Source organism: Nonomuraea sp. SYSU D8015 (assembly GCF_008065375.1).
Taxonomy (GTDB): Bacteria; Actinomycetota; Actinomycetes; order Streptosporangiales; family Streptosporangiaceae; genus Nonomuraea.
Genome location: NZ_VJYI01000011.1, coordinates 185,198 through 209,409, shown reverse-complemented (window position 1 = coordinate 209,409; position 24,212 = coordinate 185,198). Strand labels below are relative to the sequence as shown.

General features: G+C 69.7%; 21 protein-coding genes. 17 read left to right on the top strand and 4 right to left on the bottom strand.

Annotated elements, in window-relative coordinates; all coding sequences use genetic code 11:
• The first annotated feature begins 3 nt into the window (after positions 1 to 3).
• From rfbB to ID574_RS37220, 3 genes are all read left to right on the top strand, one after another.
• Entirely contained in the window at positions 4 to 999 is a 996-nt protein-coding gene (gene rfbB, locus ID574_RS37230) for a dTDP-glucose 4,6-dehydratase (RefSeq protein WP_188193700.1), read from the top strand.
• 71 nt (positions 1,000 to 1,070) lie between these two features.
• Complete coding sequence (locus ID574_RS37225) at positions 1,071 to 2,651, top strand: aromatic amino acid ammonia-lyase (protein ID WP_223167469.1); 1,581 nt, start codon at positions 1,071 to 1,073, stop codon at positions 2,649 to 2,651.
• The gene (locus ID574_RS37220) at positions 2,648 to 3,433 is read left to right on the top strand and encodes an SAM-dependent methyltransferase (RefSeq protein ID WP_188193699.1); all 786 of its coding nucleotides are present in this window, start codon (positions 2,648 to 2,650) and stop codon (positions 3,431 to 3,433) included. Before ID574_RS37225 ends, ID574_RS37220 begins: the two co-directional genes overlap by 4 nt.
• On the opposite strand, the gene ID574_RS37215 is transcribed toward ID574_RS37220, so the two are convergent.
• Both ID574_RS37215 and ID574_RS37210 read right to left on the bottom strand, forming a co-directional pair.
• Positions 3,355 to 4,692, bottom strand: a complete 1,338-nt coding sequence (locus tag ID574_RS37215; protein WP_188193698.1) for an activator-dependent family glycosyltransferase — start codon at positions 4,690 to 4,692, stop codon at positions 3,355 to 3,357. The two genes, ID574_RS37220 and ID574_RS37215, sit on opposite strands and share 79 nt — an antisense overlap.
• Positions 4,693 to 4,714: 22 nt before the next feature.
• Positions 4,715 to 5,701 (bottom strand): aldo/keto reductase, encoded by a 987-nt coding sequence (locus tag ID574_RS37210; protein WP_188193697.1) that lies wholly within the window; start codon positions 5,699 to 5,701, stop codon positions 4,715 to 4,717.
• A gap of 678 nt (positions 5,702 to 6,379) precedes the next feature.
• Here ID574_RS37210 and ID574_RS37205 point away from each other — a divergent pair.
• The 6 genes from ID574_RS37205 to ID574_RS37180 all read left to right on the top strand — a co-directional run bounded on the left by ID574_RS37205 (position 6,380) and on the right by ID574_RS37180 (position 11,914).
• Complete coding sequence (locus ID574_RS37205; RefSeq protein ID WP_188193696.1) at positions 6,380 to 7,234, top strand: ABC transporter permease; 855 nt, start codon at positions 6,380 to 6,382, stop codon at positions 7,232 to 7,234.
• 62 nt (positions 7,235 to 7,296) lie between these two features.
• Positions 7,297 to 7,848: a GNAT family protein gene (locus ID574_RS37200; RefSeq protein ID WP_188193695.1), complete on the top strand. Its 552-nt coding sequence runs from the start codon at positions 7,297 to 7,299 to the stop codon at positions 7,846 to 7,848.
• Positions 7,849 to 7,890: 42 nt separating this feature from the next.
• The gene (locus ID574_RS37195) at positions 7,891 to 8,466 is read left to right on the top strand and encodes a GNAT family N-acetyltransferase (RefSeq protein ID WP_188193694.1); all 576 of its coding nucleotides are present in this window, start codon (positions 7,891 to 7,893) and stop codon (positions 8,464 to 8,466) included.
• Positions 8,467 to 8,524: 58 nt separating this feature from the next.
• Entirely contained in the window at positions 8,525 to 9,523 is a 999-nt protein-coding gene (locus ID574_RS37190; RefSeq protein ID WP_188193693.1) for a Gfo/Idh/MocA family protein, read from the top strand.
• A gap of 137 nt (positions 9,524 to 9,660) precedes the next feature.
• Entirely contained in the window at positions 9,661 to 10,650 is a 990-nt protein-coding gene (locus tag ID574_RS37185) for an NAD-dependent epimerase/dehydratase family protein (protein ID WP_336245589.1), read from the top strand.
• 37 nt (positions 10,651 to 10,687) lie between these two features.
• The gene (locus ID574_RS37180; protein ID WP_188193691.1) at positions 10,688 to 11,914 is read left to right on the top strand and encodes a class I SAM-dependent methyltransferase; all 1,227 of its coding nucleotides are present in this window, start codon (positions 10,688 to 10,690) and stop codon (positions 11,912 to 11,914) included.
• Here the strand turns inward: ID574_RS37180 and ID574_RS37175 are convergent.
• The gene (locus ID574_RS37175; RefSeq protein ID WP_188193690.1) at positions 11,887 to 13,182 is read right to left on the bottom strand and encodes an activator-dependent family glycosyltransferase; all 1,296 of its coding nucleotides are present in this window, start codon (positions 13,180 to 13,182) and stop codon (positions 11,887 to 11,889) included. The genes ID574_RS37180 and ID574_RS37175 overlap by 28 nt on opposite strands.
• On the bottom strand, positions 13,182 to 14,411 hold the full coding sequence (locus tag ID574_RS37170; RefSeq protein ID WP_188193689.1) for an acyl-CoA dehydrogenase family protein: 1,230 nt from the start codon (positions 14,409 to 14,411) through the stop codon (positions 13,182 to 13,184). Before ID574_RS37170 ends, ID574_RS37175 begins: the two co-directional genes overlap by 1 nt.
• 301 nt (positions 14,412 to 14,712) lie before the next feature.
• Here ID574_RS37170 and ID574_RS37165 point away from each other — a divergent pair, with 301 nt between their 5' ends.
• The 8 genes from ID574_RS37165 (at position 14,713) to ID574_RS37130 (ending at position 24,196) form a co-directional block, all read left to right on the top strand.
• Positions 14,713 to 15,825 (top strand): DegT/DnrJ/EryC1/StrS family aminotransferase, encoded by a 1,113-nt coding sequence (locus ID574_RS37165; protein WP_188193688.1) that lies wholly within the window; start codon positions 14,713 to 14,715, stop codon positions 15,823 to 15,825.
• 22 nt (positions 15,826 to 15,847) lie between these two features.
• On the top strand, positions 15,848 to 17,200 hold the full coding sequence (locus ID574_RS37160) for an NDP-hexose 2,3-dehydratase family protein (RefSeq protein ID WP_188193812.1): 1,353 nt from the start codon (positions 15,848 to 15,850) through the stop codon (positions 17,198 to 17,200).
• A 12-nt stretch (positions 17,201 to 17,212) separates the two neighbouring features.
• On the top strand, positions 17,213 to 18,478 hold the full coding sequence (locus tag ID574_RS37155; protein ID WP_188193687.1) for an activator-dependent family glycosyltransferase: 1,266 nt from the start codon (positions 17,213 to 17,215) through the stop codon (positions 18,476 to 18,478).
• Between the two features lie 42 nt (positions 18,479 to 18,520).
• A complete protein-coding gene (locus ID574_RS37150) occupies positions 18,521 to 19,798 on the top strand; it encodes an activator-dependent family glycosyltransferase (RefSeq protein WP_188193686.1) in 1,278 nt (425 codons plus the stop codon).
• Positions 19,798 to 20,877, top strand: a complete 1,080-nt coding sequence (locus tag ID574_RS37145; protein ID WP_223167468.1) for a class I adenylate-forming enzyme family protein — start codon at positions 19,798 to 19,800, stop codon at positions 20,875 to 20,877. Before ID574_RS37150 ends, ID574_RS37145 begins: the two co-directional genes overlap by 1 nt.
• Before the next feature lie 65 nt (positions 20,878 to 20,942).
• On the top strand, positions 20,943 to 21,878 hold the full coding sequence (locus ID574_RS37140) for an ABC transporter ATP-binding protein (protein WP_223167467.1): 936 nt from the start codon (positions 20,943 to 20,945) through the stop codon (positions 21,876 to 21,878).
• A gap of 6 nt (positions 21,879 to 21,884) precedes the next feature.
• Positions 21,885 to 23,042, top strand: a complete 1,158-nt coding sequence (locus ID574_RS37135) for an ABC transporter permease (RefSeq protein WP_188193684.1) — start codon at positions 21,885 to 21,887, stop codon at positions 23,040 to 23,042.
• A complete protein-coding gene (locus ID574_RS37130; protein WP_188193683.1) occupies positions 23,039 to 24,196 on the top strand; it encodes an ABC transporter permease in 1,158 nt (385 codons plus the stop codon). Before ID574_RS37135 ends, ID574_RS37130 begins: the two co-directional genes overlap by 4 nt.
• The last annotated feature ends 16 nt before the right edge of the window (positions 24,197 to 24,212 follow it).

Below are 24,212 nucleotides of genomic sequence, written 5' to 3'. Positions count from 1 at the left end.
CCGATGCGCGTCTTGGTGACCGGCGGGGCCGGATTCATCGGCTCGAACTTCGTCCGGCAGGCTCTGTCGGGAGCCTATCGATCGCTTGCCACCGCCGAGTTCGTGGTGCTGGACAAGCTCACCTACGCCGGCACGAGGGAGAGCCTGGCCCCGGTGGCCGGCGACCCCCGCCTGACCTTCGTTCACGGTGACGTCTGCGACGCCGACCTGGTCGGGGGCCTGATGAAGGACGTGTCGCTGGTGGTGCACTGCGCCGCCGAGACGCACGTCGACCGGTCCATCCACGACCCGTCCGCCTTCGTGCGGACCAATGTCCTGGGCACCCACGTCCTGCTCGAGGCGGGGCTGCGGGCGGGTGTGGACAAGATCGTGCTCGTCTCCACCGACGAGGTCTACGGCTCCATCGATTCCGGGTCGTGGAACGAGCAGGAGCCCCTGCGGCCCAGCTCGCCGTACTCCGCCTCCAAAGCCGCGGGCGACATGCTGGCCCTGGCCGCCTTCCACACCCACGGGCTGCCCGTCTGCGTCACCAGGTGTTCCAACAATTACGGTCCCTACCAGTTCCCCGAGAAGCTCATCCCGCTGTTCATCACCGGCCTGCTCGACGGTGAGGAGCTGCCGGTGTACGGCGACGGGCTCAACGTGCGGGAGTGGACGCACGTGGACGACCACTGCCGTGGCGTCGCGCTCGTCGCGGAGCAGGGCCGCCCGGGCGAGGTCTACAACATCGGCAGCGGCGTCGAGCTGACCAACATCGAGACGACCCGGCACCTGCTGGAGATTTCCGGTGCGGACTGGTCCGTGATTCGCTTCGTGGACGACCGCAAGGGCCACGACCGGCGCTACTCCCTCGACAGCACCAAGATCGCGACCCAGCTGGGATACCGGCCAGAGGTTCCCTTCCTCGAGGGGCTGCGGCGCACGGCGCGGTGGTACGCCGAGCACCGCAGCTGGTGGGAACCGCTGAAGAGGGAGATGTACGAGCCGGTCGGATCCTGATCGCCGGCGGCGGACGTCCCGCCGGCGAGACGTTCACGACGGCGTGAGCCCGACCAACCTTGGAGTGACACGTGACAGTCTTTGCCGAGCGCCGCCATCACGGCCGGCTCGCCGACCTCCTGCACAGCGCGGGGTGGGACGCCGAGCTGGACAAGTGCGACGAGGACGACATCGAACGCATGCAGGCCAGCGTCGCGGTGCTCGCCGCCGCGATCGCGTCCGACGAAAAGGTCTACGGGATCACGCACGGATACGGCGCGCTGGTGGATTTCGCCGCCTCCGAGTCCTCCGTCGAGCAGGGCAGTGGCCTCATTTCCCATCTGGGCACGGCACAGGGGCAGCCGTTGCCGCCCGATGTCTGCCGTCTGGTGGTGTGGCTGCGGCTGCAGAGCATGCGCCGGGGCTACTCGGCGGTCTCGCCGGAGTTCTGGCAGGTGCTGGCCGATCTGTGGAACCGCGGCTTCACCCCGGCGATCCCACGGCACGGCACGGTGAGCGCGAGCGGCGACCTCCAGCCGCTGTCGTCGGCCGCCCTGGCCTACGCGGGCCAGGGCGAGGCATGGGTGCGCGACGCGCGAGGCGCATGGACCACCTGTCCAGCCGCCGAGGCGCTCGCCGACCTCGGCGCCACCCCGATCGACTGGCCCGCACGCGAGGCGCTGGCCTTCGTGAACGGAACAAGCGTCGGGCTGGCCATGAGCCTGGTCAACCACCGCTCGGTGCTGCTGCTGACGCGGGCGGTGGCGGCGCTGTCCGGCCGGATGGTGCTCCTGCTGGGCGCCAACCCCGAGGCCTACCACCACGGGCTGGGGCATGCCCGGGGCCAGCACGGGCAGCTGACGGTCGCCGGTTGGATCCGTGAGGAGATCCCGCCCGGCTTCACCCGCAACGCCTCACGCCCCCTGCAGGAGCCCTACAGCCTGAGATGCGCCCCGCAGGTGCTCGGCGCGGTTCTCGACCAGCTCCACTCGACCGAGGAGATCCTCGTGCGCGAGACCCTGGGCTGCACCGACAACCCGATCTGCTTCGAGGGCGAGATCCTGCACGGCGGCAACTTCCACGCGATGCCCGTTGGGCTCTGCTCCGACCAGCTGGGGCTCTGCCTGCAGCAGGTCGCCTTCCTGGCCGAGCGCCAGCTCGCGCTGCTGTGCGCGCCGACGACCAACGGCGGGCTGCCGCCGATGCTCACCCCGCGGCCCGGCAGGGGCAGTGGCCTGGCAGGAGTGCAGATCAGCGCCACCTCGTTCGTCGCCCGCATCCGGCAGCTGGTGTATCCCGCCTCCTTGACCGCCCTGCCCACCAACGGCACCAACCAGGACCATGTGCCGATGGCGCTCAACGGCGCCAACTCGGTCGCCGAGGCCGTGGAGCTCGCCTGGTTGGTCGTGGGCTCGCTTGCCGTCGGCGTGGCCCAGTACGGAGCGCTGGCCGGAGGCGTGCCGCTGAGCGGCGACGGCGCCGCGGAGCCGTACGGCATGCCTGGCGCCTCCCACAGCCCCTGGGCCGAGTTGGCCGAGCTCTCACCGCCGCTGGGCAAGGACCGCCCCCTGGCGGCCGAGGTGCGGGCGGCGCGCGAGCTGCTGACACGGGCCGCCGAGCAGTGGGTGCGGGAGGAGCGGCTCGGCCAGGCGGACGCAGAGGACAGGCTGTGAACTACGACGACATCGACACCGAGACCACGTGGAACCTGCTCCAGGAGGAGCACCCCGTGCTCGCTCCCCTGTCGGACGAGTCGGTCGATCAGGTGCTGCGTCTGGCCAGGCTGGAACCGGGTGCGCGCCTGCTCGACGTGGGCTGCGGGCTCGGCGCCTGGCTGCTGCGAGCCCTGGAGATCTACCCCCAGGCCCGGGGGCACGGCATCGACGCCTCCGCCAAGCACATCGAGGCCGCGGCGGCCGCGGCCGCCAGGCGGGGCCTGGTGGAGCGCGCCACCTTCGAGAGCGTCGACGCGCTGCGCTTCGCGCCCGCCGGCAAGTACGACCTGGTCATGTGTGTGGGCCTGTCGGACGCCTTCGGGGGGCTCCGCGACAACCTGGTCTACCTGCGCCGCCTGCTCAAGCCGGGCGGCGTGGCCCTCATCGGGGAGCCCTTCTGGACCCGCGAGCCGGACGAGGCGGTGCTGAAGTCGCTCGAGCTGGACGCCCACGCCTTCACCGACCTGCCGGACACGATCGACCGGGTCACCGACGCGCGCTGGCTGCCCGTCCACGGGCATGTGAGCACCGAGCAGGAGTGGGACGACTTCGCGTGGGCGTGCGTCGCCGGGCTGACCGGATGGGGGCTGGCGGCCGGGGGACGTGACGGCCGCGAAATCCTGCGCTACACCGCCGACTACCGCGACGCCTGGCTCCGGGGTTACCGAGGCACGCTGGGCTTTCTGACGCTGCTGCTGCGCCCGCTGCCGCCCTGGGGGGTGACGCCGCTCGCGCGCTGATCGTGGACCGCGAGCTCCTCCAGGAGGGGAACAACCGCGTTGGGGGCCGGCAGGGCGTGCGCGCGCCGGTGCAGATCGGCCGTGGCGCGGTGGACGGCCTCGTCGGCCAGCAGCTTCTCCAGCTCCGCCCGGACCCGCTCGCCGCGGGCCTGGGCGCTGGGGATCGACACGGCGGCGCCCTGACGGACCATCTGGCGTGTCAGCAGCGGCTCGTCGAAGGTGGGCCTGGGGATGATGAGCTGCGGCACGCCGTAATGGAGCATGGTGAGCACCGTCCCGGCGCCCCCGTGGTTGATCACCGCAGAGCAACTGGGCGCCAGAGCGTGCAGGGGCACGTGGGAGACCAACCGGGTGTTGGCCGGAACCCGGGTCAGCCTTTGCTGCTCGGCCTCCGGCAGGGTGATGACGAGCTCCATGTCGAGCTCGCCCAGCGAGTCCAGCAGGTCCTGGACCGAGACCACGTAGCCGCCCTGCCTCTCGGTGGCCGAGGTGCCCAGGGTGAGGCAGACTCGCCGCCGCGCGGGGGGCTCGCGCAGCCAGGATGGGACCACTGCCCGGCCGTTGTAGGGGATGTAGCGCACCGGGACGTACCGTACGCCGCTCTCGCCCAGCCGCATGCCCATGGGCAGGCAGTCGACGGTGAACTGGCCGGTGATCAGATCCTCGGAGAAACGCTCGCCGAAGCGGGCGGCACAGGCACCGAGCCACGCGGCCGGCACGTCCTCGCGCTCCTCGCCGGCCTCCTCGGCCAGCAGTTCCACGTACCGGGTGCGGATGAACGCGAAGACGTCCACTCCCCACAGGAAGCGCCCGTGGGCGGCGCCGCAAACCTTGGCCGCGACGGCCGCCGCGAAGGTGCTGGGCTCCCAGAGCACCAGATCGGGCCGCCAGTCCCTGCACAGCGCCACCAGATCGTCCAGCATCGGCTCGTTGACCAACCGCCACCACCAGGGCACGATCTGCCGGTAGCCCTCCTGGAGCGGCTCCCAGGTGATCTCCTCCATCGGCAGCCCGGCCAGGTCGAATGGCGGCACGCTGTCGCGCAGCGGGTCGAAGAAGGCGCGGCTGCGCATGACCCGCCAGAAGTCGTGATCCCTGCCGACCGGCACGGCGGTCAGGCCGGCGTCGGCGATCACCTCCATCAGCCTCGGCTGGCTGGCCACCCGGACCTCGTGCCCGGCGGTGCGCAGTGCCCAGGCGATCGGGACCGCCGCGATGAAGTTGGTGCGTTCGGCGACTGTGGCGATCAGCACGCGCACGGGCCTCACCTCCGGGTGCGGGTCACCAGGCCCACGACTCCGGCGCGGGGCCGCCGTTGCCGATGGGCGGGAACATCCTGTCGAGCTCCTCCAGCACCTCGGGGCTGAGCTGCAGCTCCAGGGCCTCCATCGCCCCGTCCAGATGGGCGAGGGTGCGCGGGCCGATCACCGCCGCGGTGACGCCTGGCCGCGACAGCACCCAGGCCAGCGCCAGGGTCGCCGGGTCGGTGTCGATCTCCAGGCAGAACTTCTCGTAGCTCGCGACGGTCTCGCGATGCTTGTCCAGCGCGACCATCGCGCGGCCGCGGGCGGTCTTGACGGCGGTGCCCCGCTCCAGCTTGCGCAGACCGCCGCCGAGCAGGCCGCCGTGCAGCGGAGACCAGGCCAGCACCCCCAGCCCGTAGGCGACCGCCGCGGGGATGAGCTCCATCTCCACGTGCCTGGTGATCAGGTTGTAGATGCACTGCTCGGAGACCAGGCCGACGATGTTGCGCCGCCTCGCGGCCTCCTGGGCGGCCACCAGGTGCCAACCGGCGAAGTTGGAAGATCCGGCATAGCGGATCTTGCCCTGCTGGATCAGCAGCTCCATGGCCTGCCAGATCTCCTCCCACAGCGCGTTCCGGTCGACGTGGTGCATCTGGTACAAGTCGATCCAGTCGGTGCGCAGCCGGCGCAGGGAGGCCTCGCAGGAGGCGATGATGTGCCGGGCCGACAGGCCACGGTCGTTGGGCCAGTCGCTCATCGGATTGAAGACCTTGGTGGCCAGCACGGCCTTCTCCCGGCGGCCGCCGCCCTTGGCGAACCACTCGCCGATGAGCTCTTCGGTCATGCCGCGGTGCACCTGCCACCCGTAGTGGTTGGCGGTGTCGATGAAGTTCATCCGCCGCGCGAGCGCCTCGTCCAGGAGTTGGAAGCTATCGGCCTTGGACATGTTGATGCCGAGGTTCAACGTGCCCAGGCAGAGACGGCTGACCTCCAGCGCGGTACGACCGAGATGTGTGTGCTGCATCGTCCCTCTGTCCGTTGAATTCCGTCCTCCGACGGGTCCTGAGCGGCGAGGAGACGCCTTGAGGCGCCGTGGGGCCACCGTGGCGAGGACGGTGCGGGGAACCGTGGAACGGCCCCCCGCACCGTCGATCATCAGCAGGTGATCGTGCTGTTGTTGCTTCCAGGCAGTTCTGCGTACTCGGGGGCTACCTCGAGTTCCTGGAGCTCAAGAATGTTGGACAGATCCATTTTCACACCTCCCTTCTGTTTCCGCGAGAGGGATTACCAGGGGGTGGACCAGACGGCTCTCATCGGCCCCTCCCCGGCAGCATGAGAAAGGCGGCGGACCTGTCTTGTACTTTGAGATTCGGCCGTCTCTTGGAGGCGGTTGATATGGCGCATCGGTCGAGAATGGTGTCCCCGCTACAATGTGCTGGCCATTCATTCGATGGTGAACCTATGCGCATCCGGCTCGGCAATTCAAGAGGGCCGTGCAACGTCTCGCCAGCGGGACGGACATCGGCCACGATACCGCCCGATGGATATCTTCTCCCCAGAACGCGGCCCGGACTATTGTCGGGCCAATCGCCGGTGGCGGCCGAGCGCTTTTGATGGTACTACGGCGAATCCGTGCGGCCCCGGGACGGAAACGGCGTCGAATTCTCACGCACGTAATCGCGACCCTTCGGGACGGTGACCAGTGACGGTACGGACGGTCGAGGCGCCGGTTCTCCCGCGTGGCCTGCGCCGGGACCTGCGGGTGATCAAGGTCGTGCTCCAGCGGGATCTCATCCGGTTCGTCTACGACGTCTCCCGGGCTTTGGCCATGTTCCTGCAGGCGGTCCTGTGGCTGTTCGTCATGGGCGGCGGCTTCGGCGGGCTCATGCCGGCCGACTCCGGCGGCATCCGGCTGGAGACGGTGATGTTCCCCGGCGTGGTGGCGATGACGGTAATCGTCACATCGATCTCCTCCGCCTCCTCGGTCGTCTGGGACCGGGAGTTCGGCTTTCTGCGGGAGATGCTGGTCGCGCCGGTCGGACGCACCTCCATCGTGATCGGCAAGGTGCTGTCGGGGACCGTGCTGGCCACCATGCAGGGCGCCGTCCTGCTGGCGCTCGCCGGGCTGGCGGGCGTGCCGTACGACCTGGTCCTGATGGCCGAGTTGCTCGGGCTGATGTTGCTGGCGGCCTTCAGCCTGTCGGCCTTCGGCATCATGATCGCCAGCCGGGTTAAGGGGCTGGAGGCCTACCTGGGCGTGTCGCAGCTGGCGGTCATGCCGCTGGTCTTCCTGTCCGGTGCGCTGTTCCCCACCGGCACCCTGCCGGGCTGGCTGTCGGCGCTCTCTCTGGTCAATCCGCTCTCGTACACCGTCGATCCCATGCGCCAGGCCCTGTTCGCGCACGTCGACGCCCCGGAGAGCGTGCAGCTAATGTTCAACCCCGGGATCTCGTGGTACGGCTGGACCGTCCCAGTGGCTCTGGAGATCGCCCTCGTCGCAGGATCGGGCCTGGTGTTCCTGTACCTGGCCGTGGCCCGGCTGCGGAAGATCGACTAGGCCCTCGTCGCCGCCACTCGAAGGCCGCCGGTGTCTCGCCAGCGGGACAAGGAGAACTCATCGTGATCTTTCCTCATCTGGATGTCGGCCGTACGGCGCTGCGCTGCGTGGATCCGCTTGACAGCAAGGGCGCCCACGGCTTCCTCACCGAGCACGGGTCCGGCGGCGGGCTCAGCCACGAGGTGCTGTCTGTGCTTTGGGCGGTGGACCTCGGCGAGGTGGCCGCCCAGTTCCAGGTCGAGGCCCGCGACACCGGACGCGTGGCGGGGCTGAGCGTGCTCCAGCGCCTCGACCTCAACGGCGGGCACGTCCAGGCGGGGGTGTTCGTGGATCCCGCGGACGAGGAGGTCCGCTCGGCCGCGTCCGCGCTGACCGTCAATTACGCCTTCGCCAACTGGAGCGTCCGCAAGGTGTACGTGTGGACGGTGGAGGAGGACCTGGCCGAGCTGCGCGAGGCCTCCGAGATCGTGCGCAGGGAGGCGACGCTGCGCGAGTTCGTCCACGACGGCGGGCTCCTGCGCGACCTCACCATCTTCGCCGTCTACCGCGAGGACTGGGCGCGCGTCGTCCCCAACCTGCTTCGACGGCTGTCCCGGGCGGGCGCGGTCCGCTAGGCCTCTCGGCGCACGCACTGTCACGGCTCAGGACGGAAGGTCATGCTGCACCCTCATCTCGAAACCGTCAGGACCCGGCTCCGGCCGGCAGCGGAGGAAGACGTCCCCCGCCTCTATGACGTGCTCCTGCGCCTCGGGCTGCACAGCCTGCCCAATCCTGAGGCGTTCGCGCGGCAGCACGGGCAGGGCGTGGACGCCCAGTTCGCGATCGAGCTCAAGCGCAACGGCGAGATCATCGGCTTCAGCTCGCTGCAGCACCTCAGTCCGGCCGGGCATATTCAGATCGGCATTTTCACCGACCCCGAGCTGAGTCGGTTGGGCGCCGGCGCGGAGGCGATGATGCTCACCGTCAATTACGGCTTCGCGAAATGGGAGCAGGTCCGGAAGGTCTATTTCTCGACCACCGAGGCGAGCCTGCCGAGTCTCGGCCGCGGGATGAGCCTTATTCCGCGCGAGGCAGTTCTTCCCGAGCACCTGTTCTTCCAGGGGAAACTGTGGGACGTGCATTTCTATGCGATCACCCGCGACGCCTGGCTGGAATCGGGCGCGCATATCGTCAACCGGCTGGTCCGCGGTGTGGAGCAGCACGATCCGGAAGTCCTCCGCCGTGGAGGGTGACCTGCGTGCGTGAGGAGCGTGCGTGAGCCCACAGCCCAGTAGCGACGGAGGAACGCCGATGAGCCTGCGACCCACCGGCCAGCCCCTTCGGATCGGTGTCCTGGGCTGCGCCGACATCGTCTGGCGCCGGGCGCTGCCGGCCATGGGGCTGGTCGAGGATGTCGAGGTGGTCGCGATCGCGAGCAGGCAGCGAGCCAAGGCTGAGCGGTTCGCGGCGCGTTTCGGCGGAGAGTCGGTGGAGGGCTACGCGCGGCTGCTCGAACGTGACGACGTGGATGTGGTCTACGTCGCCCTGCCGACCGGGCTGCACCACCAGTGGACCCTGCGGGCTCTGAAGGTCGGCAAGCACGTCCTGGTGGAGAAGTCCTTCGCCACCAGTCACGCCGAGGCCGAGGAGATGCTGGAGACCGCGCGGGCGCACGGGCTGCGGGTCACCGAGAACTTCGCCTTCGTCCACCACCGCCAGCACGAGGAGGTGCGCAGGCTGATCGCCGAAGGCTGCATCGGCGAGCCGCACGTTCTGACCGGCGAGTTCGGCATCCCGCCGCGGGATCCGGGTGACATCCGCTACCGGGCCGATCTCGGTGGGGGCGCGCTGCTCGACGTCGGCGTCTACCCGCTGCGCGCCGCGCAGATGTTCCTGGACTCCGGGGTGAGCGTGCTGGGCTCCACACTGCGGATGGACGAGCGGCGTGGCATCGACCTGGGCGGCACCGCCTTGCTCGGCTCGGACAACGGCTTCACCGCGCAGCTGACCTTCAGCTTCGAGGCCTCCTACCGCTCCACCTACTCCATCTGGGGCAGCTCGGGCCGCATCACCCTGGAGCGGGCCTTCTCCCCACCGGCGTCGCTGAGCACGGTGGTGCGACTCGAACGCGAGGGCGGCGTCAAGGACATCTCGGTCCCGCCCGACGACCAGTTCGCCAACGCCGTGCGGGCCTTCGCCAGGTCAGTGCGCGAGGGCGCGGATCCGGCGGGGCATCGGCGGGCGCTGCTCCAGCGGGCCGATCTCCTGGAACAGATCCGCAATCAGGCCCGGCGATTCCGGGTGCGGTGACGCGGAAATTCAATCCCGTTTATCGTGCTTTTCTGTGGGAGTTGCCAATGTTTAGCGGCTCCATGACAATAAGAACTCGCCGGGCCAATTCATTTCCGGCGCTATTAATTCCGGGGCGGTGAGCTGCGTTGGCCTCTGTGGTTGTCACTGGCGGTTATGGATTCGTCGGGAGCCATCTCGTCGAACATCTTGTCAATCAGGGCGATCAGGTGACCGTGCTCGACAACGACGCGCCGCCCCCCGATCAGGACCTGCGGGGCGTGCGGTGCGTCGACGGCGACATCCGCTCGCCCGCGGACGTCGCGAAGGCGATCACGGCCGACGTCGAGATCGTCTACCACCTCGCCGCGGTGGTCGGCGTGGACCGCTACCTGCGGCGGCCGCTCGACGTGGTGGACACCAACCTCATCGGGACGAGGAACGTCCTGGAGGCGGCCGACGGCGCCGGCGTCAAGGTGGTCTTCGCGAGCACGAGCGAGATCTTCGGCCGGAACCCGGCGGTTCCCTGGGCGGAGGACGCCGACCGGGTCCTGGGCAGCACCGCCACGGATCGGTGGAGCTACTCCTCCAGCAAGGCGCTGGCCGAGCATCTGATCTACGCTTTCATCCGGCAGCGCGGCCTGCGGGCCACGATCGTGCGCTACTTCAACCTCTACGGCCCGCGGCAGCGTCCGGCCTTCCTGATCAGCCGCAGCCTGCACCGGGTCCTGCGCGGCCTGCCGCCGGTGGTCTACGACGACGGCGAGCAGACCCGCAGCTTCACCTTCGTCGACGACGCGGTGGAGGCCACGTTGGACATCGCCCGGAGCCCCAAGTCCGACGGCGAGTGCTTCAACGTCGGCAGCTCGGACGAGGTCTCGATCAGGGGAGCGGTGGAGTTGCTCGTCGAGCTGACCGGCGCCGACGTGGAGATCGCCCCGCTCGACACCCGCCGGCTCTACGGGGAGACCTATCAGGACCTGAGCCGGCGCATCCCCGACACCACCAAGATCGGCACGCTGGTGGGCTGGGAGAACAGGACCGCGCTGCGCGATGGCCTGCTGCGGACCATCGAGTGGGCCAGGGCCAATCCGGTGTGGCTGGAACAAGACGAGAGCGCGCCCGAACCGGACGGGAGCGGGCGCTGAACGCCAATTGAGAAACCCCAGATCCAAGGAGCTAGCGATGCCCGACACCGCCCAGTGCCGCGTCTGTTCCGGGACGGTCGAGGAGTTCTTCGACTTCGGGCGCCAGCCACTGGCCGACGCCTTCGTAACCCCGGGCCAGACGGACGGGGAGTTCTTCTACCGGATGGCCGTGGGCATGTGCCAGAGCTGCACGATGGTGCAGCTCATGGAGGAGGTGCCCCGCCAGCGCATGTTCCACGAGGACTACCCGTACCTGTCCTCGGGCTCCAGCGTCATGCGCACGCACTTCGAAAAGACCGCCGAGCACTTCCTGAACACCGAGCTCACCGGTCCCGACCCGTTCATCGTCGAGTTCGGCAGCAACGACGGGATCATGCTCAAGTCACTGGCCGACCGCGGTATCCGTCACCTCGGTGTGGAGCCTTCGGGCGGCGTGGCCGACATGGCCGCGGCCAAGGGGATCCGGGTTCGCAAATCGTTCTTCGAGGAGTCCAGCGCCCTGGAGATCGCGGCCTCCGACGGCCAGGCCGACGTCATCTACGCCGCCAACACCTTCTCCCACATCGCCTACGTCGACTCGATCTTCCGCGGGGTGAAGGCGCTCCTCGCGCCGAACGGTGTGTTCGTCTTCGAGGACCCCTACTTCCTGGAGATCGTCGAGCGCACCTCGTTCGACCAGATCTACGACGAGCACTTCTACTTCTTCGCCGTCCGCTCGGTGCAGGCGATGGCCGCGCAGTACGGGCTGGAGCTGGTCCACGTCGAGCGCCTGCCGGTGCACGGCGGCGAGGTGCGCTACACCGTGGCCCACGCCGGCGCGCGGCCCGTCTCGCCCGCCGTGGGTGAGCTGCTGACCGAGGAGGACGCCCGCAGGCTCACCGACCCGGGGACGCTGCAGGGCTTCGGCGCCAGCGTGAACAAGACCCGTGAGCAGCTGATGGGACTCCTGCAGGACATCCGCGCGCAGGGTGGCCGGGTCGTCGGGTATGGCGCGACGGCCAAGAGCGCCACGGTGATCAACTACTGCGGAATCACGCCCGAACTGGTCGACTTCATCTGCGACACCACCCCCGCCAAGCAGGGCAAGCTGACGCCCGGCTCGCACATCCCGGTGCGCGACGCCAAGGCCTTCGCCGAGCCGTACCCCGACTACGCCCTGCTGTTCGCGTGGAACCACGCCGACGAGATCATGGCAAAGGAGCGTGACTTCCGGATGGCGGGCGGCCGGTGGATCCTCTACACACCGGAGGTCAAGGTCGTCTGACCCGCCGCCTCCCGCGGACCGTGCGCGAGCTCCTCGAGCTCGCGCACGATTTCGTTGGGGGAGGGCATGGCCGACATCTCCTCGCGCAGCGCTCTTGCGCCGGCTCCCATGGACGGGTCGTCCAGCAGCCGCAGCACCTGCTTGCGCACGCTGTCCCCGGAAACCTCCGCCGGCTCGATGGTCACCCCGGCTTCGGCCTCGGCCAGGCGGCGGGCCAGGAGCGGCTCGTCGAACATGTGGTGGGGGACGACGAGCTGCGGCACGCCCGAGGCCAGCGCGGTGAGGACCGTGCCGGCGCCACCATGGTTGATCATGGCCGCGCACGTGGGCATGAGGTCGTGCAGAGGGGTGTAGCCGACGATCCTGGCGTTGTCCGGCACCCTCCCCAGCCCGGCCCGCTGCCCGGCGGGGAGCGTCGCCACCACCTCGACGTCCAACTCGGCCAGCCCGTCGAGGAGATCTTGGACAGACACCGCGTAGGCGCCCAGCCGGTCGGTCGCGGAAGTGCCCAGGCTCAGGCACACGCGGGGCCGCTCCGGCGGGACCCGCAGCCATCCGGGCACGATGGCCCGGCCGTTGTATGGCACGTAGCGCATCGGCACGTGACGGACGTCCACGTCGAGCCGGAGCGAGGGGGGCAGGTAGTCGATCGTGAACTGGCCGACGGCCAGTTCCTCGGCGAACTCCCCGCCGAAACGGGCGACGCGAGCACCCAACCAGCGCGCCAGCACGTCGTCACGCTCCTGCGGGGGTTGCTCGCCCATCACGCGCAGGTAGTGCCCGCGCATCCGGGCAGTGAGGTCCAGCGCGAAGGGCAGCCGGCCGTGCGCTGCGCCGCACGCCCTGGCGGCGATGGGCGCGGCGAACGTGAGCGGCTCCCAGATCACGAGGTCGGGCCGCCAGGACAGGCAGAACTCCGTGAGGTCGTCGATCATCGACTCGTTGATGACCTTCCACCACAGCGGCAGCAGGACGTCGCGGTAGCCGCGCCGGAGATGGTCCCAGGTGAGTACCTCGGGCCGGTTTTCCATCAGGTCGAAGCCCGGGGCCTGGTCCGGGCCCAGTCGCCTGGTCCACTGCAGGACCTGCGACAGCAGGTGGTCCCTGCCCACGGGCACCGCGGTCAGCCCGGTGTCGGCGATGATCCCGGCGAGCTCGGGCTGGCTGGCGACCCGGACGTCGTGACCAGCCGTGCGCAGCGCCCAGCCGAGCGGGGCCATGCCGATGAAATGGGTCTTCTCGGCAAAGGTGGCGAACAGGACTCGCATCAGTCGTCCCGGGAAATGTCCAGAGCCCGCCCGCTGAGGTAGTCGACCGCGTCGCCGTAGGTGTAGGGGTGCATGAACGCTCCCGCGCGTACGTCGCGGTGCAGCCGGGCCAGCGGGTGGGAGGCGGAGTAGGAGGCGCCTCCGACCAGGGTCATGCAGTCGGCGACGATGCCCGGCGCGAGGCGGTTGACCGTCAGCTTGGCCAGTTGGAACGGCAGCATCATGCGATGACCGCGCTCGTCCATGTCGCCGGTGGTGTCCCCGCTGAGCTCCTCGATCTCGGCGACGGCCGCCGCGACCGTGCTGCGTAGCGAGTACAGCCGCGCGTCGATCTCTGTCACCAGCGTCGCGGGACCGCCGGCGGGCGGCATGCGCCTGCGCACCAGGGTGGAAACGGCGATGTCGCGCGCCGCTTGGGCGAGCCCGGTGTAGATGCCCAGCATGTTGATCGAGCTGATGGTCTGCCCGGCGAGCGCGGCGGGAGGCTGGTCGTCGAAAGGCCCGCGGAAGAAGACGTCGTCGGCGGCGATGCGGCACCGGTCGAACACGACGTCCACGCTGCCGGAGGCGCGCATGCCCAGGCCGTCCCAGTTGTCGGTCACGGTGAGCCCCGGATCGTCCCTGCCGACGACGGCCGTGGCCAGATGGGGACGGCCGTCCTCGCCCTCCAGCCGAGCGAAGATCATGAAGTGGGTGGCGACGGGCGCCAGGCTCACCAGGGTCTTGCCGCCCGACAGCAGCCACCCGCCCTGCTCGCCGGGGGTGAGGGTGGTGACGACCTTGTCCCTCACGATGTCCTTCACACCGGTGCAGATGATGGCCTCGCCGGTCCCCATGCGTCTCAGCAACCGCTCGGCCAAGGCGCTCGCGCCGGCCGAGCCGTGCTGCCAGTCATAGGTGAGCGTCAGCGCGCGGCTGAGCTGCATGTGCAGGGCCAGCGCCGTCGAGCCGTCGGCGCCGGCCACGGTCAGCAGCGCGAACATCACGTCGTGCAGGCAGCTTACGCCTAGCCCTCCGAGTTCGCGGGGGACGGTCGCGCCGAGCACGCCGTCCTTGCGCAGGCCTTCGAAGACCTCGGTGGGGAAGGTGCCGTGGCGGTCGTTGTCGGGCGCGGCGGCCCGGATCGTGGGAAGGTGTGCGGTGAGCAGGTCGTGCAGAACCCGGCCCTCGGTGGTGATCGGTTCCTGCAGCCTTCCGATTATCTGTTGATTTGCAGTCCTCGGTGCCATCGAGCTTCCAGGTCCTTCCATCGCCCATTTCGCGCCGCTCTCGGCGGCCGTTTGCGAGCGTGTCCCGGGAAATATTCTTGAGACGCCAGCCTAGCGAAATGGGGAAACCGCACCAACTTTCAGAATGGGCAAATCCGAATTGCCTTGACTATCAGCGGCGGCGGAACTACTCCTTGGGGCGAGAAACTTTTGAGTTGTCCCGACGGCGGGACATCTCGGCGCCCCGCCCCTGGGCGGCGGACGGGTGACCGAGCCGGCTCGGCCGGCTGCGAGTGCGACAATCCCCGAAAGCGACGTGATCATGACCATTTATGTTTGGGGCTATCTGCAGGAGTACGAGCAGGAACGGAACGACATCCTCGAGGCCGTCGACGAGGTCTTCCGCTCTGGCCAGCTCGTGTGGGGACCCCGGGTCACCGGTTTCGAAAGTGAATTCGCCGCCTATCACGGAGTCTCACACTGCGTGGCGGTGGACAACGGCACCAACGCCCTCGTGGTCGCCCTGCGCGCCATGGGCATCGGGCCGGGCGACGAGGTGATCACGGTGTCCAACACGGCCGCGCCCACGGTCGTGGCGATCTGCGCGGTCGGCGCCACCCCTGTCTTCGTCGACGTGGACCCCGACACCTACCTCATGCGCGTGGACCAGGTGGCCGCCGCGATCAGCGAGCGCACGCGCGTCCTGCTGCCGGTCCACCTTTACGGGCAGTGCGTGGACATGGCGCCGCTGGAGGCCCTGGCCGCCCAGCACGGCCTGCAGATCCTCGAGGACTGTGCGCAGGCCCACGGCGCCCGTCACCACGGCCGCGTCGCCGGTTCGATGGGCCGCGCCGGAGCGTTCTCCTTCTACCCGACCAAGGTCCTGGGAGCCTACGGCCACGCGGGCGGGACGATCACCTCCGACGCCGAGCTCTCCGCCGAGATGCGGCGCCTGCGCTACTACGGCATGGACGAGGAGCGGTACTACGTCGTCGCCCGCAACGGCATGAACAGCCGGCTCGACGAGGTGCACGCCGAGATCCTGCGCCGCAAGCTCCGCCGGCTCGACGAGTACATCCACGCGCGCCGCACCGCCGCCGCGAACTACGCCGAGGCGCTGAGCGACACCGACATCGTGCTCCCGGCCACGGCTCCGGGCAACGACCACGTCTACTACGTCTACGTGGTGCGCCACCCGCAGCGGGACAAGATCATCGAGAGGATGAAGAGCTTCGACATCTCGCTCAATATCAGCTACCCGTGGCCGGTGCACACCATGACCGGCTTCGCCCACCTCGGCGTCCCGAAGGGCTCCCTGCCGGTCACCGAGGCCGTGGCCGACGAGATCTTCTCTCTGCCGATGTACCCCTCCGTGCTCGGGACCGACCAGGAGAAGGTGATCGACGCCCTCCGTGAGACGCTCGCGACGCTTTGAGCATGAGGAGCCTGTAGTGACAATGACCAGCGTGTTCGACGGGCGGTTCCACGAGTGGTGGGCCGACGTGCGGCGGTCCGACCGATTCGAGGTGACGCCGATTCCCTTCTCCGAGATGCCGCAATGGCGGTTCCGGTCCGACACGGGAAACCTGGCGCACGAGAGCTCCCGTTTCTTCTCCATCGAAGGCGTCCACGTCCACGACAGGAACGGGGCCACCTGGTCCCAGCCGATCATCAACCAGCCCGAGATCGGCATCCTGGGCATCCTGGTCAAGGAGGTCGACGGCGTGCTCCACGGCCTGATGCAGGCCAAGTTCGAGCCGGGCAACGTCAACCTCCGCCAGTTGTCGCCGACCGTGCAGGCCACCCGCAGCAACTACACCCGCGTGCACGGCGGGAACGACACCCCCTACACGGAGTATTTCCGCAAGGCCGGCCGCGACCGGATCCTGGTGGACGTCCTCCAGTCGGAGCAGGGCAGCTGGTTCTGGCGCAAGCGCAACCGCAACATCGTGGTCATGGTCGACGGCGACGTCCCGGTGCGCGAAGGCTACCGCTGGCTGCCGCTGGACCAGGTCTGGGCGCTGTTGCACCAAGACAACATGGTCAACATGGATACCCGTACGGTGCTGGCCTGTCTGCCGGTGGACCCTCCGCCGCCCCCCGCGGGGGCCGACTCCTTCCAGCACGCCCTCCACCGCTCCTACCAGCACGGATTGTGGGAATCCCGCGACGGCGCGGTGAACCCAACGCAGAAGATCGTGAGCTGGTTCACCGAGGGCAAGAGCCGGTGCGAGTGGAACACCGCCATCATCCCGCTGTCGCAGGTGGAGGGGTGGTCGCGCACGGGCGAGGAGATCGTGGACGACGGCCGGCAGGACTTCCGCATCCTGGGGGTCCGGGTCGTGGCGAAGGACCGGGAGGTCACCAGGTGGGCGCAGCCCCTCCTGGCCACCCGCGCCCATGGCCTGGCCGTGCTGCTGGCCCGCGACATCGGCGGCGTCCTGCACTTCCTCCTGCAGTGCATGCCCGAGCCGGGCCTGCTCGACGTGGTCGAGATGGGGCCGACCGTGCAGCTGGCGCCGACCGAGAAGGCGGCCGCCGAGGCGGCCGGCCAGCCCTTCGTCGACGCGGTGGTGGCCGGCACCATGGGCCGGGTCAGGTTCGACGCGCTGCTGTCGGAGGAGGGCGGCCGCTTCTACCACGTCCAGACCCGCTACCAGATCGTGGAGGTCGGCGACGACTTCCCGGCGGAGGTGCCGGAGAACTACTGCTGGGTCACCGTCCGCCAACTCATGGAGCTGCTGAGGCATGGCCACTACCTCAACATCCAGGCGCGCAGCCTGCTCGCCTGCATCCACGCCCTCCGCTGAGGACGCCGAGCCGTGCGCGTGCTGATCACCACCCAGGCGGAGAAGACCCATTTCCTGGGCATGGTGCCGCTGGGCTGGGCCCTGCGCACGGCCGGCCACGAAGTGCGGGTGGCCAGCCAGCCCGACCTGGCGGAGGGCATCGCCGACAGCGGCCTGACGGCCGTCCCCGTCGGGCGCGACCACCTGTTCCACTACCTGCTGAAGTCGGTCAAGAGCCTCGGCCTGGACGACGGCTCGGGTTTCGAGCCGAACCTCGACCAGGACGTGCCCTGGCAGGAGATCAGTGACAGCTACCAGAGGCTGGTGCCGTGGTGGTGGAAGGTCGTCAACGAGCCGATGATGGCCGACCTGGTGACGTTCTGCCGGCAGTGGCGGCCGGATCTGGTGATCTGGGAGCCGACCACGTTCGCCGGGCCGGTGGCGGCGCGCGTGTGTGGAGCGGCGCACGCGCGGCTGCTGTGGGGCCTGGACCTGTTCGCCCGCATGCGTGAGCTGTTCCTGGCGGGCCGGCCCGCCGACGAGCACGAGGACGTCCTGGCCGGCTGGCTGGGCGGGCACCTTGCCGAGTACGGCGGGGCGTTCTCCGAGGACCTGACGCGCGGGCAGTTCACCATCGACTACATGCCGCCCTCCCTGCGGCTGGACGTCGATGTGCGCCAGGTGCCGATACGGTACGTGCCTTACAACGGGCGCGCGGTGGTGCCGGATTGGTTACGCGGCCGGCCGGCACGGCCGCGCGTCCTGCTCACCCTGGGCAGCGCCGCCCCCGAGCGGGTCGCCGGACACCTGCTGTCCGTCCAGGAGCTGCTCACCGTCCTGGGAGACATGGACATCGAGGTGGTCGCCACGTTGTCGGCCAAGCAGCAGGCGGAGCTGCAACGCGTTCCGGACAACGCACGCCTGGTCGAGTTCGTGCCGATGCATGCGGTGCTGCCGACCTGCTCGGCGGTCGTTCACCATGGGGGCGCCGGGACCTACACCACCGCGTTGTTCTACGGGGTCCCGCAGCTGCTCCTGCCCGACCTGATCCTGCCGCAGTACATGTTCGACGAGCCGCTGCTGGCCCAGCGCCTCGCCGAGCAGGGGGCCGGCCTGCGGATCCCCTCCGAGGAGCTGAGCGGGTGGCGGGTGCGGGAGGAGCTGGACAGGCTGCTCCACGATCCCGCCTTCCATCGGGCGGCCGGCCGGGTGCGCGAGGAGATGCTGGCCATGCCGAGCCCCAACCAGGTGGTTCCCGAGCTGGAGCGGCTGGTCGCCGAGCTGCGCGAGCCTTCGTGAAGTGATGTCTCGCCGGCGAGACAGGTGCGGGAAGGGGGAGAGATGCGGGTTTTGCTGGCCACCCAGGCCGAACAGACCCACTTCCTGGGCATGGTGCCGCTGGGCTGGGCCCTGCGTACGGCGGGTCACGAGGTGCGGGTCGCCACCCAGCCCGAACTGGCCTCGGCGGCGGCCGGTTCCGGGCTCACCGTCGTCCCCGTGGGCCGCGACCATCTCGGGCGTCAGCTCCTCGGGCTGGCCGAGAGCCTGGGCCAGGAGGGCGATCCCGGCTTCGACCTGTCGGAGGACCGGCCGGAGCGGCTGACGTGGGAGTACGTCCGCGACGGCTTCAGGGAGATCGTGCCCTGGTGGCTACGGGTGATCAACGAGCCCCTGGTCGAGGACCTGACCTCGTTCTGCCGCCAGTGGCGACCCGACCTGGTGATCTGGGAGCTGACCACCTTCGCCGGCGCCATCGCCGCCGCAGCGACCGGCACGGCGCACGTGCGGTTCGTGTGGGGCCCCGACTTGTTCTCCCGGATGCGTGGCCACTACCTGAGGCTGATGAACGCCCAGCCGCCCGCCGAGCGTGAGGACGTGCTGGCCGCCTGGCTGCGCGGGCACCTGACCAGGCTGGGAGAGGAGTTCTCCGAGGACCTGATCCGCGGCCAGGCCACGATCGACCACACCCCGGCGTCCCTGCGGCTCGACGTCGAGCCGCGCCCGATGCCGGTGCGATACGTGCCTTACAACGGGCGCGCGGTGGTCCCGGACTGGCTCCGGAGCCCGGCCCGCGGACCGCGGGTCTGCGTCAGCTTCGGCCTGTCGTCAGTGGATCGGGCCGGCTACCTGCTCCCCGCCCAGGAGATCTTCGATGCTGTGGCCGGGCTGGAGGCCGAGTTCGTGGCGCCCCTCTCCGGCCGCGAGCGCGAGCGGCTGGGCCGGGTGCCGGACAACGTCCGGGTGGTGGACCGGGTCCCCCTGCACGCGCTGCTGCCGACCTGCGCTGCGATGGTCAACCACGGCGGCCCCGGCACGGTCTTCACCGGCCTGGCCTACGGCGTGCCCCAGGTGGTGCTGCCCAACCTGTTCGATGAACCGGCGCTCGCCGCGAACCTCGCCGCCCGGGGAGCGGGGCTGACCATCCCCGGCTCCGAGGCCACGGGAGAGACCGTCCGCGACGCCGTCGTCCGCCTGCTCACCGAGCAGCAGTTCGGCGTGCAGGCCGGCCGGCTGCGCGAGGAGATGCGGCGCATGCCCACCCCGAACGCGCTGGTGCCACAGCTGGAGGCGATCGCCGCCCGGCACCGGCGTACCGATCTCGGACGAGGAGTCGCGTGATGTACACGGAGCTGGAACCCGCCGAACTGCTCGGTTCGGTGCCCGACTCGCCGGTCCTGGCCGAGGGCCCGTGGACGGTGCGCTGGGACATCGTGGCCGACAAGGCCGAGAAACTGGTGCTGTCAGGGCTTCCACCCGAGGTCGAGCTGTCGACCTCGGGGAGCACGGGTGCCCAGCAGCGCTGGCTGCGCACCCGGGAGCAGCTGTGGGCCGAGGCCGGCCTGCTGGCCGAGCTCCTGCGGCCGGCCCGTCCCCAGGCGATGCTCTCCTTCGCACCGCCCCGCCACCTGTACGGGATCCTGGTGAGCGTGCTGGTGCCCGCCCGTCTCGGCCTGCCGGTCTGGTACCGCTCGCAGTACGGTCCGATGCCGCCGGAGCAGGCCGCCTCACGCTGGGCGGTGGCGGCCATCCCGTGGACCTTCTCGCTCCTGCTGCAACGGCTGCCGTGGGTGCTGGCCGCCGAGCGGATCGCCGTCCTGCACAGCACCGCGATCCTGCCCGCGACCGCCGCGGAGCTGGCCGGCGTCGCGCAGGACGACCGGCTGTCCATCACCGAGATCTTCGGCTCCACGGAGACGGGCGGCGTGGCCACCCGTCGCTGGGCGCTCGGCGACCCGCCCTGGGAGCTGTTTCCCGACGTCGCCTTCGCCGCTCCGGACCAGGCCGGCGAGGCGCCTCTGACGGTCCTCAGCCCCCGCCTGGCCCGCGCGCCGGAGGGGGAACCGCTGGCGGTCCACCAGATGGACGACCACGTGGAGATCCTGGACGAGCGGCGCTTCCGCTTCGCCGGACGGCGCAGCCGCCTGGTGAACGTGAACGGCAGGCGCATCAACCTCGACGAGCTGGAGAACGCGGTGCGTGCCGTACTGCCCTGTCGGGACCTGGCCCTGGTGCCCGTCCGGGACGCCGTCATCGGCGAGCACTTCGACCTGCTCCTGGTGCCGCGGAGCGGGGTCGCGGTGAGCGGCGAGGAGATACGGCGGGCCTTCGCGGCCGTGGGGGTGCGGCCCAGAAAGCTGCGGACGGTCGAGCGGATCGACCGGTCAGAGACGGGCAAGCTGCGCCGCGTGCAGGACTGAGCTGGTCACCGGCGGCGCACAACGGTAAGACTGGCGGCGACTCTCAACCCCGAAGGAGTGATGAGGTGCCCTTGCTCGAGGTCACGGGCCTGCGAAAGAGCTACGGTGAGCACATCGCCGTCGACGATGTCTCCTTCGCCATCGGCGTGGCCGAGACCTACGGCCTGCTCGGTCCCAACGGCGCAGGCAAGACGACCAGCATCTCGATGATCGTCGGCATCCTTGACCGCGACGCGGGGGAAGTGGTGATCGCCGGCCAGCCGCACGACGTGACCAGCGTGAAGACCAAGGAGCTCATCGGCTACGTGCCGCAGGAGATCGCGCTCTACCGTGACCTGTCGGCGCGGGAGAACCTGAGATTCTTCGCCCGGCTCTACGGACTGGGCGGCCGGGCGCTCAAAACGAGGATCGAGGAGATCCTGGAGGTCGTCGGGCTCTCCGACCGGGCCGACGAGCGGGTGGAGGGCTTCTCCGGCGGCATGGCCCGCAGGCTCAACATCGGCGTCGGCCTGATGAACCGGCCGAAGCTGCTCGTCCTGGACGAGCCCACGGCGGGCGTCGACCCGCAGAGCCGCAACGCCATCCTGGAGAGCGTGGAGAGGCTGGCCGACGAAGGCGTGGCGGTGCTCTACACCACCCACTACATGGAGGAGGCCGAGCGCCTCTGCGACCGGGTGGGCATCATCGACCAGGGCCGGCTCCGGGTCGAGGGGACCCGGCGCGAACTCGTCGGCCTCGTCGGCGAGACCGACCGCGTCACGCTGCAGGCCGACGGGGACCTGGCGCGAGCCGTCCGGGATCTGGCCGAGCTTTCGCAGCTCAAGCAGGTCAGCTCCGGCGAGGGCCAGATCGAGGTCCTCGTCTCCGACGCCAGGGCCCTGCTGCCGCTGATCCTGGAGACGGTGGCCGGTTCAGGTGTGCAGGTCCGCACGGTACAGGTGCACGAACCCGACCTGGAGTCGGTATTCCTGCACCTGACCGGCAAAGCGCTGAGGGACTGAGACATCGTGCGGCAAAGCCTGATCATTCTGGCGAAGGATCTGCGGCAGCGGACCCGGGACAGCACGCTGCTCGTCTTCGGCGTGGTCCTGCCGCTGGGCCTGGCCTTCCTGTTCAACCTGATGCTCGGAGGCGGCGAGCGCCGGCTGGAGGCCCGGTACGCCGTGGCCGACCTCGACCGGGGCACGGTGGCCCAGGAGTTCGTGACGCAGGTGCTGGAGCCGTTACGCGCCGCTGGCGACGTGACGATCCGGCCCGTGGCCGGCGCGGAGGAGGGCAGGCGTCTCGTGGGGGACAAGGCGGTGGACGCCGTCTTCGTGATCCCGGCGGGGTTCTCGGCCGCGATGCAGCAGGGCCGTCCCACCGCTCTCGAGATCGTCGGCGGCGCGGACTCGGCGGTGGCCGTGCAGGTCGCCCGCGAGATCGCGCAGGGTTATGCCAACGAGCGGCGCATGGTCCAGCTCGCCGTGACCGTGGCAGGCGGGCAAGCCACCGACCGGGAGCTGATCGAGCGGGCCGCCGCGGCGCCACGTCCGCTGGAGCTGGCCGAGGACTCCGCAACGCAGCGCAGGCAACTCGACAGCACCACCTACTACTCCGCCGGCATGGCGATGTTCTTCCTGTTCTTCGTCACGATGATGAGCGTGACCAGCATCTTCGACGAACGCCGTGAGGGCACGCTGGCCAGGCTGCTGGTCGCGCCCATCACCCGGCGGGCCATCCTGCTCGGCAAGTCGCTCGGGGGGGTCCTGGTCGGCGTGCTCAGCATGGTCATCCTGATCACCGTTTCCACGCTGGCCCTGGGCGCCGACTGGGGCAACCCGCTCGGCGTGGCCGCGCTGGCCGTGGCGGCTGTGCTGGCCGCCACCGGGGTCACTGCGGCGGTGGCGACGTTCGCGCGCACCACCGAGCAGGCGTCGAACCGGTTGTCGGTGATCGCGATGGTGCTCGGTCTGTTCGGCGGCGCCCTGTTCCCGATCGCCCAGCTCGAAGCGCTGTCGTTCGTGAGCGTGCTGACGCCGCACCACTGGTTCCTCCAAGGTCTCGGCGACCTGGCCGGCGGGTCTCTGGCCGTCGTCGTGGTGCCGGTGCTCATGCTGCTTGGTTTCGCCGTCACGGGTGGCGCGCTCGCGCTGCACCGCCTGGGAAGGATGCTCCATTGGTGAAGATCCTCGCGATCGCCCTGCTCAACCTGCGGCGGCTCTTCCGCGACCGGTCGAACATCTTCTTCGTGATCGTCGTCCCGTTCCTGATGATCTTCATGATGGGCCTGCTGTTCGGCGGCGGGCAGCAACATCGGCTGGGCGTGGTCGGCGCTGACAGCGGCCCCCTGGCACAGCGGCTGTCGGCCGCGCTCGGTACCCGCGACGACATCGAAGTCGTCCCCATGGGCAGCGAGGAGGACCTGCGCACCGCGGTCGAACGCGGCCAGGCCCAGGCCGGGGTCATGATTCCCGGCTCTTACGACGCCGACCTGCGCGCGGGGCGCCAGGTCCAGGTCCGCTACCTGGTCAGGCCCGATGACTGGCAGGCGCTGGACGTCGGCAGCTGGGTACGTTCGACGGTGCCGAAGGAGGCCGCGCTGCTGTACGCCGCCGGGTTCGCCGCGGCCGAGGACGTCACGTCGTTCGACGACGGGCTGCGGCGGGCCGAAGCGGCCAGGCTTCCCGGCGTCGAGGTGAAGGTCAGCACCATCGGGCGCACGGTCTTCCCCGAGGGCTTCAGCCAGTTCAACCTGGCCGCGCCGCCGTTGCTGCTCCTCTACACCTTCCTCACCTCGATGACCGCCGCCATCGGACTCGTCGAGACGCGCCTGTCGGGAGTGTCGGCACGCATGTACTCGACCCCGACCACGGCCAGGGCCATCGTCCTGGGCGAGACCGCAGGCCGTCTGGTCATCGCCCTGTTCCAGGGGCTGCTCATCATGCTGGGCTCGGCGCTGCTCTTCCAGGTCGAGTGGGGCGACCCGTTAGGCGCGGCGGCGCTCCTCACGGTCTTCTCCGCGATCGGGGCGGGCGCCGCGATGCTGCTCGCCTCGTTCTTCCGCACGGTCGGGCCGGTCGTCTCGCTGTCGGCCATCCTCGGGCTCGGCCTGGCCGCCGTCGGCGGAACGATGGTGCCGCTGGAGTCGTTTAGCGGAGTGATGTGGACCGTCGCGCACTTCACCCCCCACGCCTGGGGTTACGAGGGCTTCGTGACGCTCGTCCGGCACGGCGGCGGGATCGGCGACATCCTGCCTCAGCTCGGCGTGCTGACGGCTTTCGCCCTGGTGCTTCTGCCTCTGGGGGTGTGGGCACAGCGACGTGCGATCACCCGCTGAACACACTCCTGGAGGG

What these genes read in the sequence shown, in the direction of transcription:
- ID574_RS37145 (WP_223167468.1), top strand. Translation starts at nt 19,798, where the DNA reads ATGTACACGGAGCTGGAACCCGCCGAACTGCTCGGTTCGGTGCCCGAC.
- ID574_RS37195 (WP_188193694.1), top strand. Translation starts at nt 7,891, where the DNA reads ATGCTGCACCCTCATCTCGAAACCGTCAGGACCCGGCTCCGGCCGGCA.
- ID574_RS37170 (WP_188193689.1), bottom strand. Translation starts at nt 14,411, where the DNA reads ATGGCACCGAGGACTGCAAATCAACAGATAATCGGAAGGCTGCAGGAA.
- ID574_RS37190 (WP_188193693.1), top strand. Translation starts at nt 8,525, where the DNA reads ATGAGCCTGCGACCCACCGGCCAGCCCCTTCGGATCGGTGTCCTGGGC.
- rfbB (WP_188193700.1), top strand. Translation starts at nt 4, where the DNA reads ATGCGCGTCTTGGTGACCGGCGGGGCCGGATTCATCGGCTCGAACTTC.
- ID574_RS37210 (WP_188193697.1), bottom strand. Translation starts at nt 5,701, where the DNA reads ATGCAGCACACACATCTCGGTCGTACCGCGCTGGAGGTCAGCCGTCTC.
- ID574_RS37175 (WP_188193690.1), bottom strand. Translation starts at nt 13,182, where the DNA reads ATGCGAGTCCTGTTCGCCACCTTTGCCGAGAAGACCCATTTCATCGGC.
- ID574_RS37165 (WP_188193688.1), top strand. Translation starts at nt 14,713, where the DNA reads ATGACCATTTATGTTTGGGGCTATCTGCAGGAGTACGAGCAGGAACGG.
- ID574_RS37180 (WP_188193691.1), top strand. Translation starts at nt 10,688, where the DNA reads ATGCCCGACACCGCCCAGTGCCGCGTCTGTTCCGGGACGGTCGAGGAG.
- ID574_RS37150 (WP_188193686.1), top strand. Translation starts at nt 18,521, where the DNA reads ATGCGGGTTTTGCTGGCCACCCAGGCCGAACAGACCCACTTCCTGGGC.
- ID574_RS37160 (WP_188193812.1), top strand. Translation starts at nt 15,848, where the DNA reads ATGACCAGCGTGTTCGACGGGCGGTTCCACGAGTGGTGGGCCGACGTG.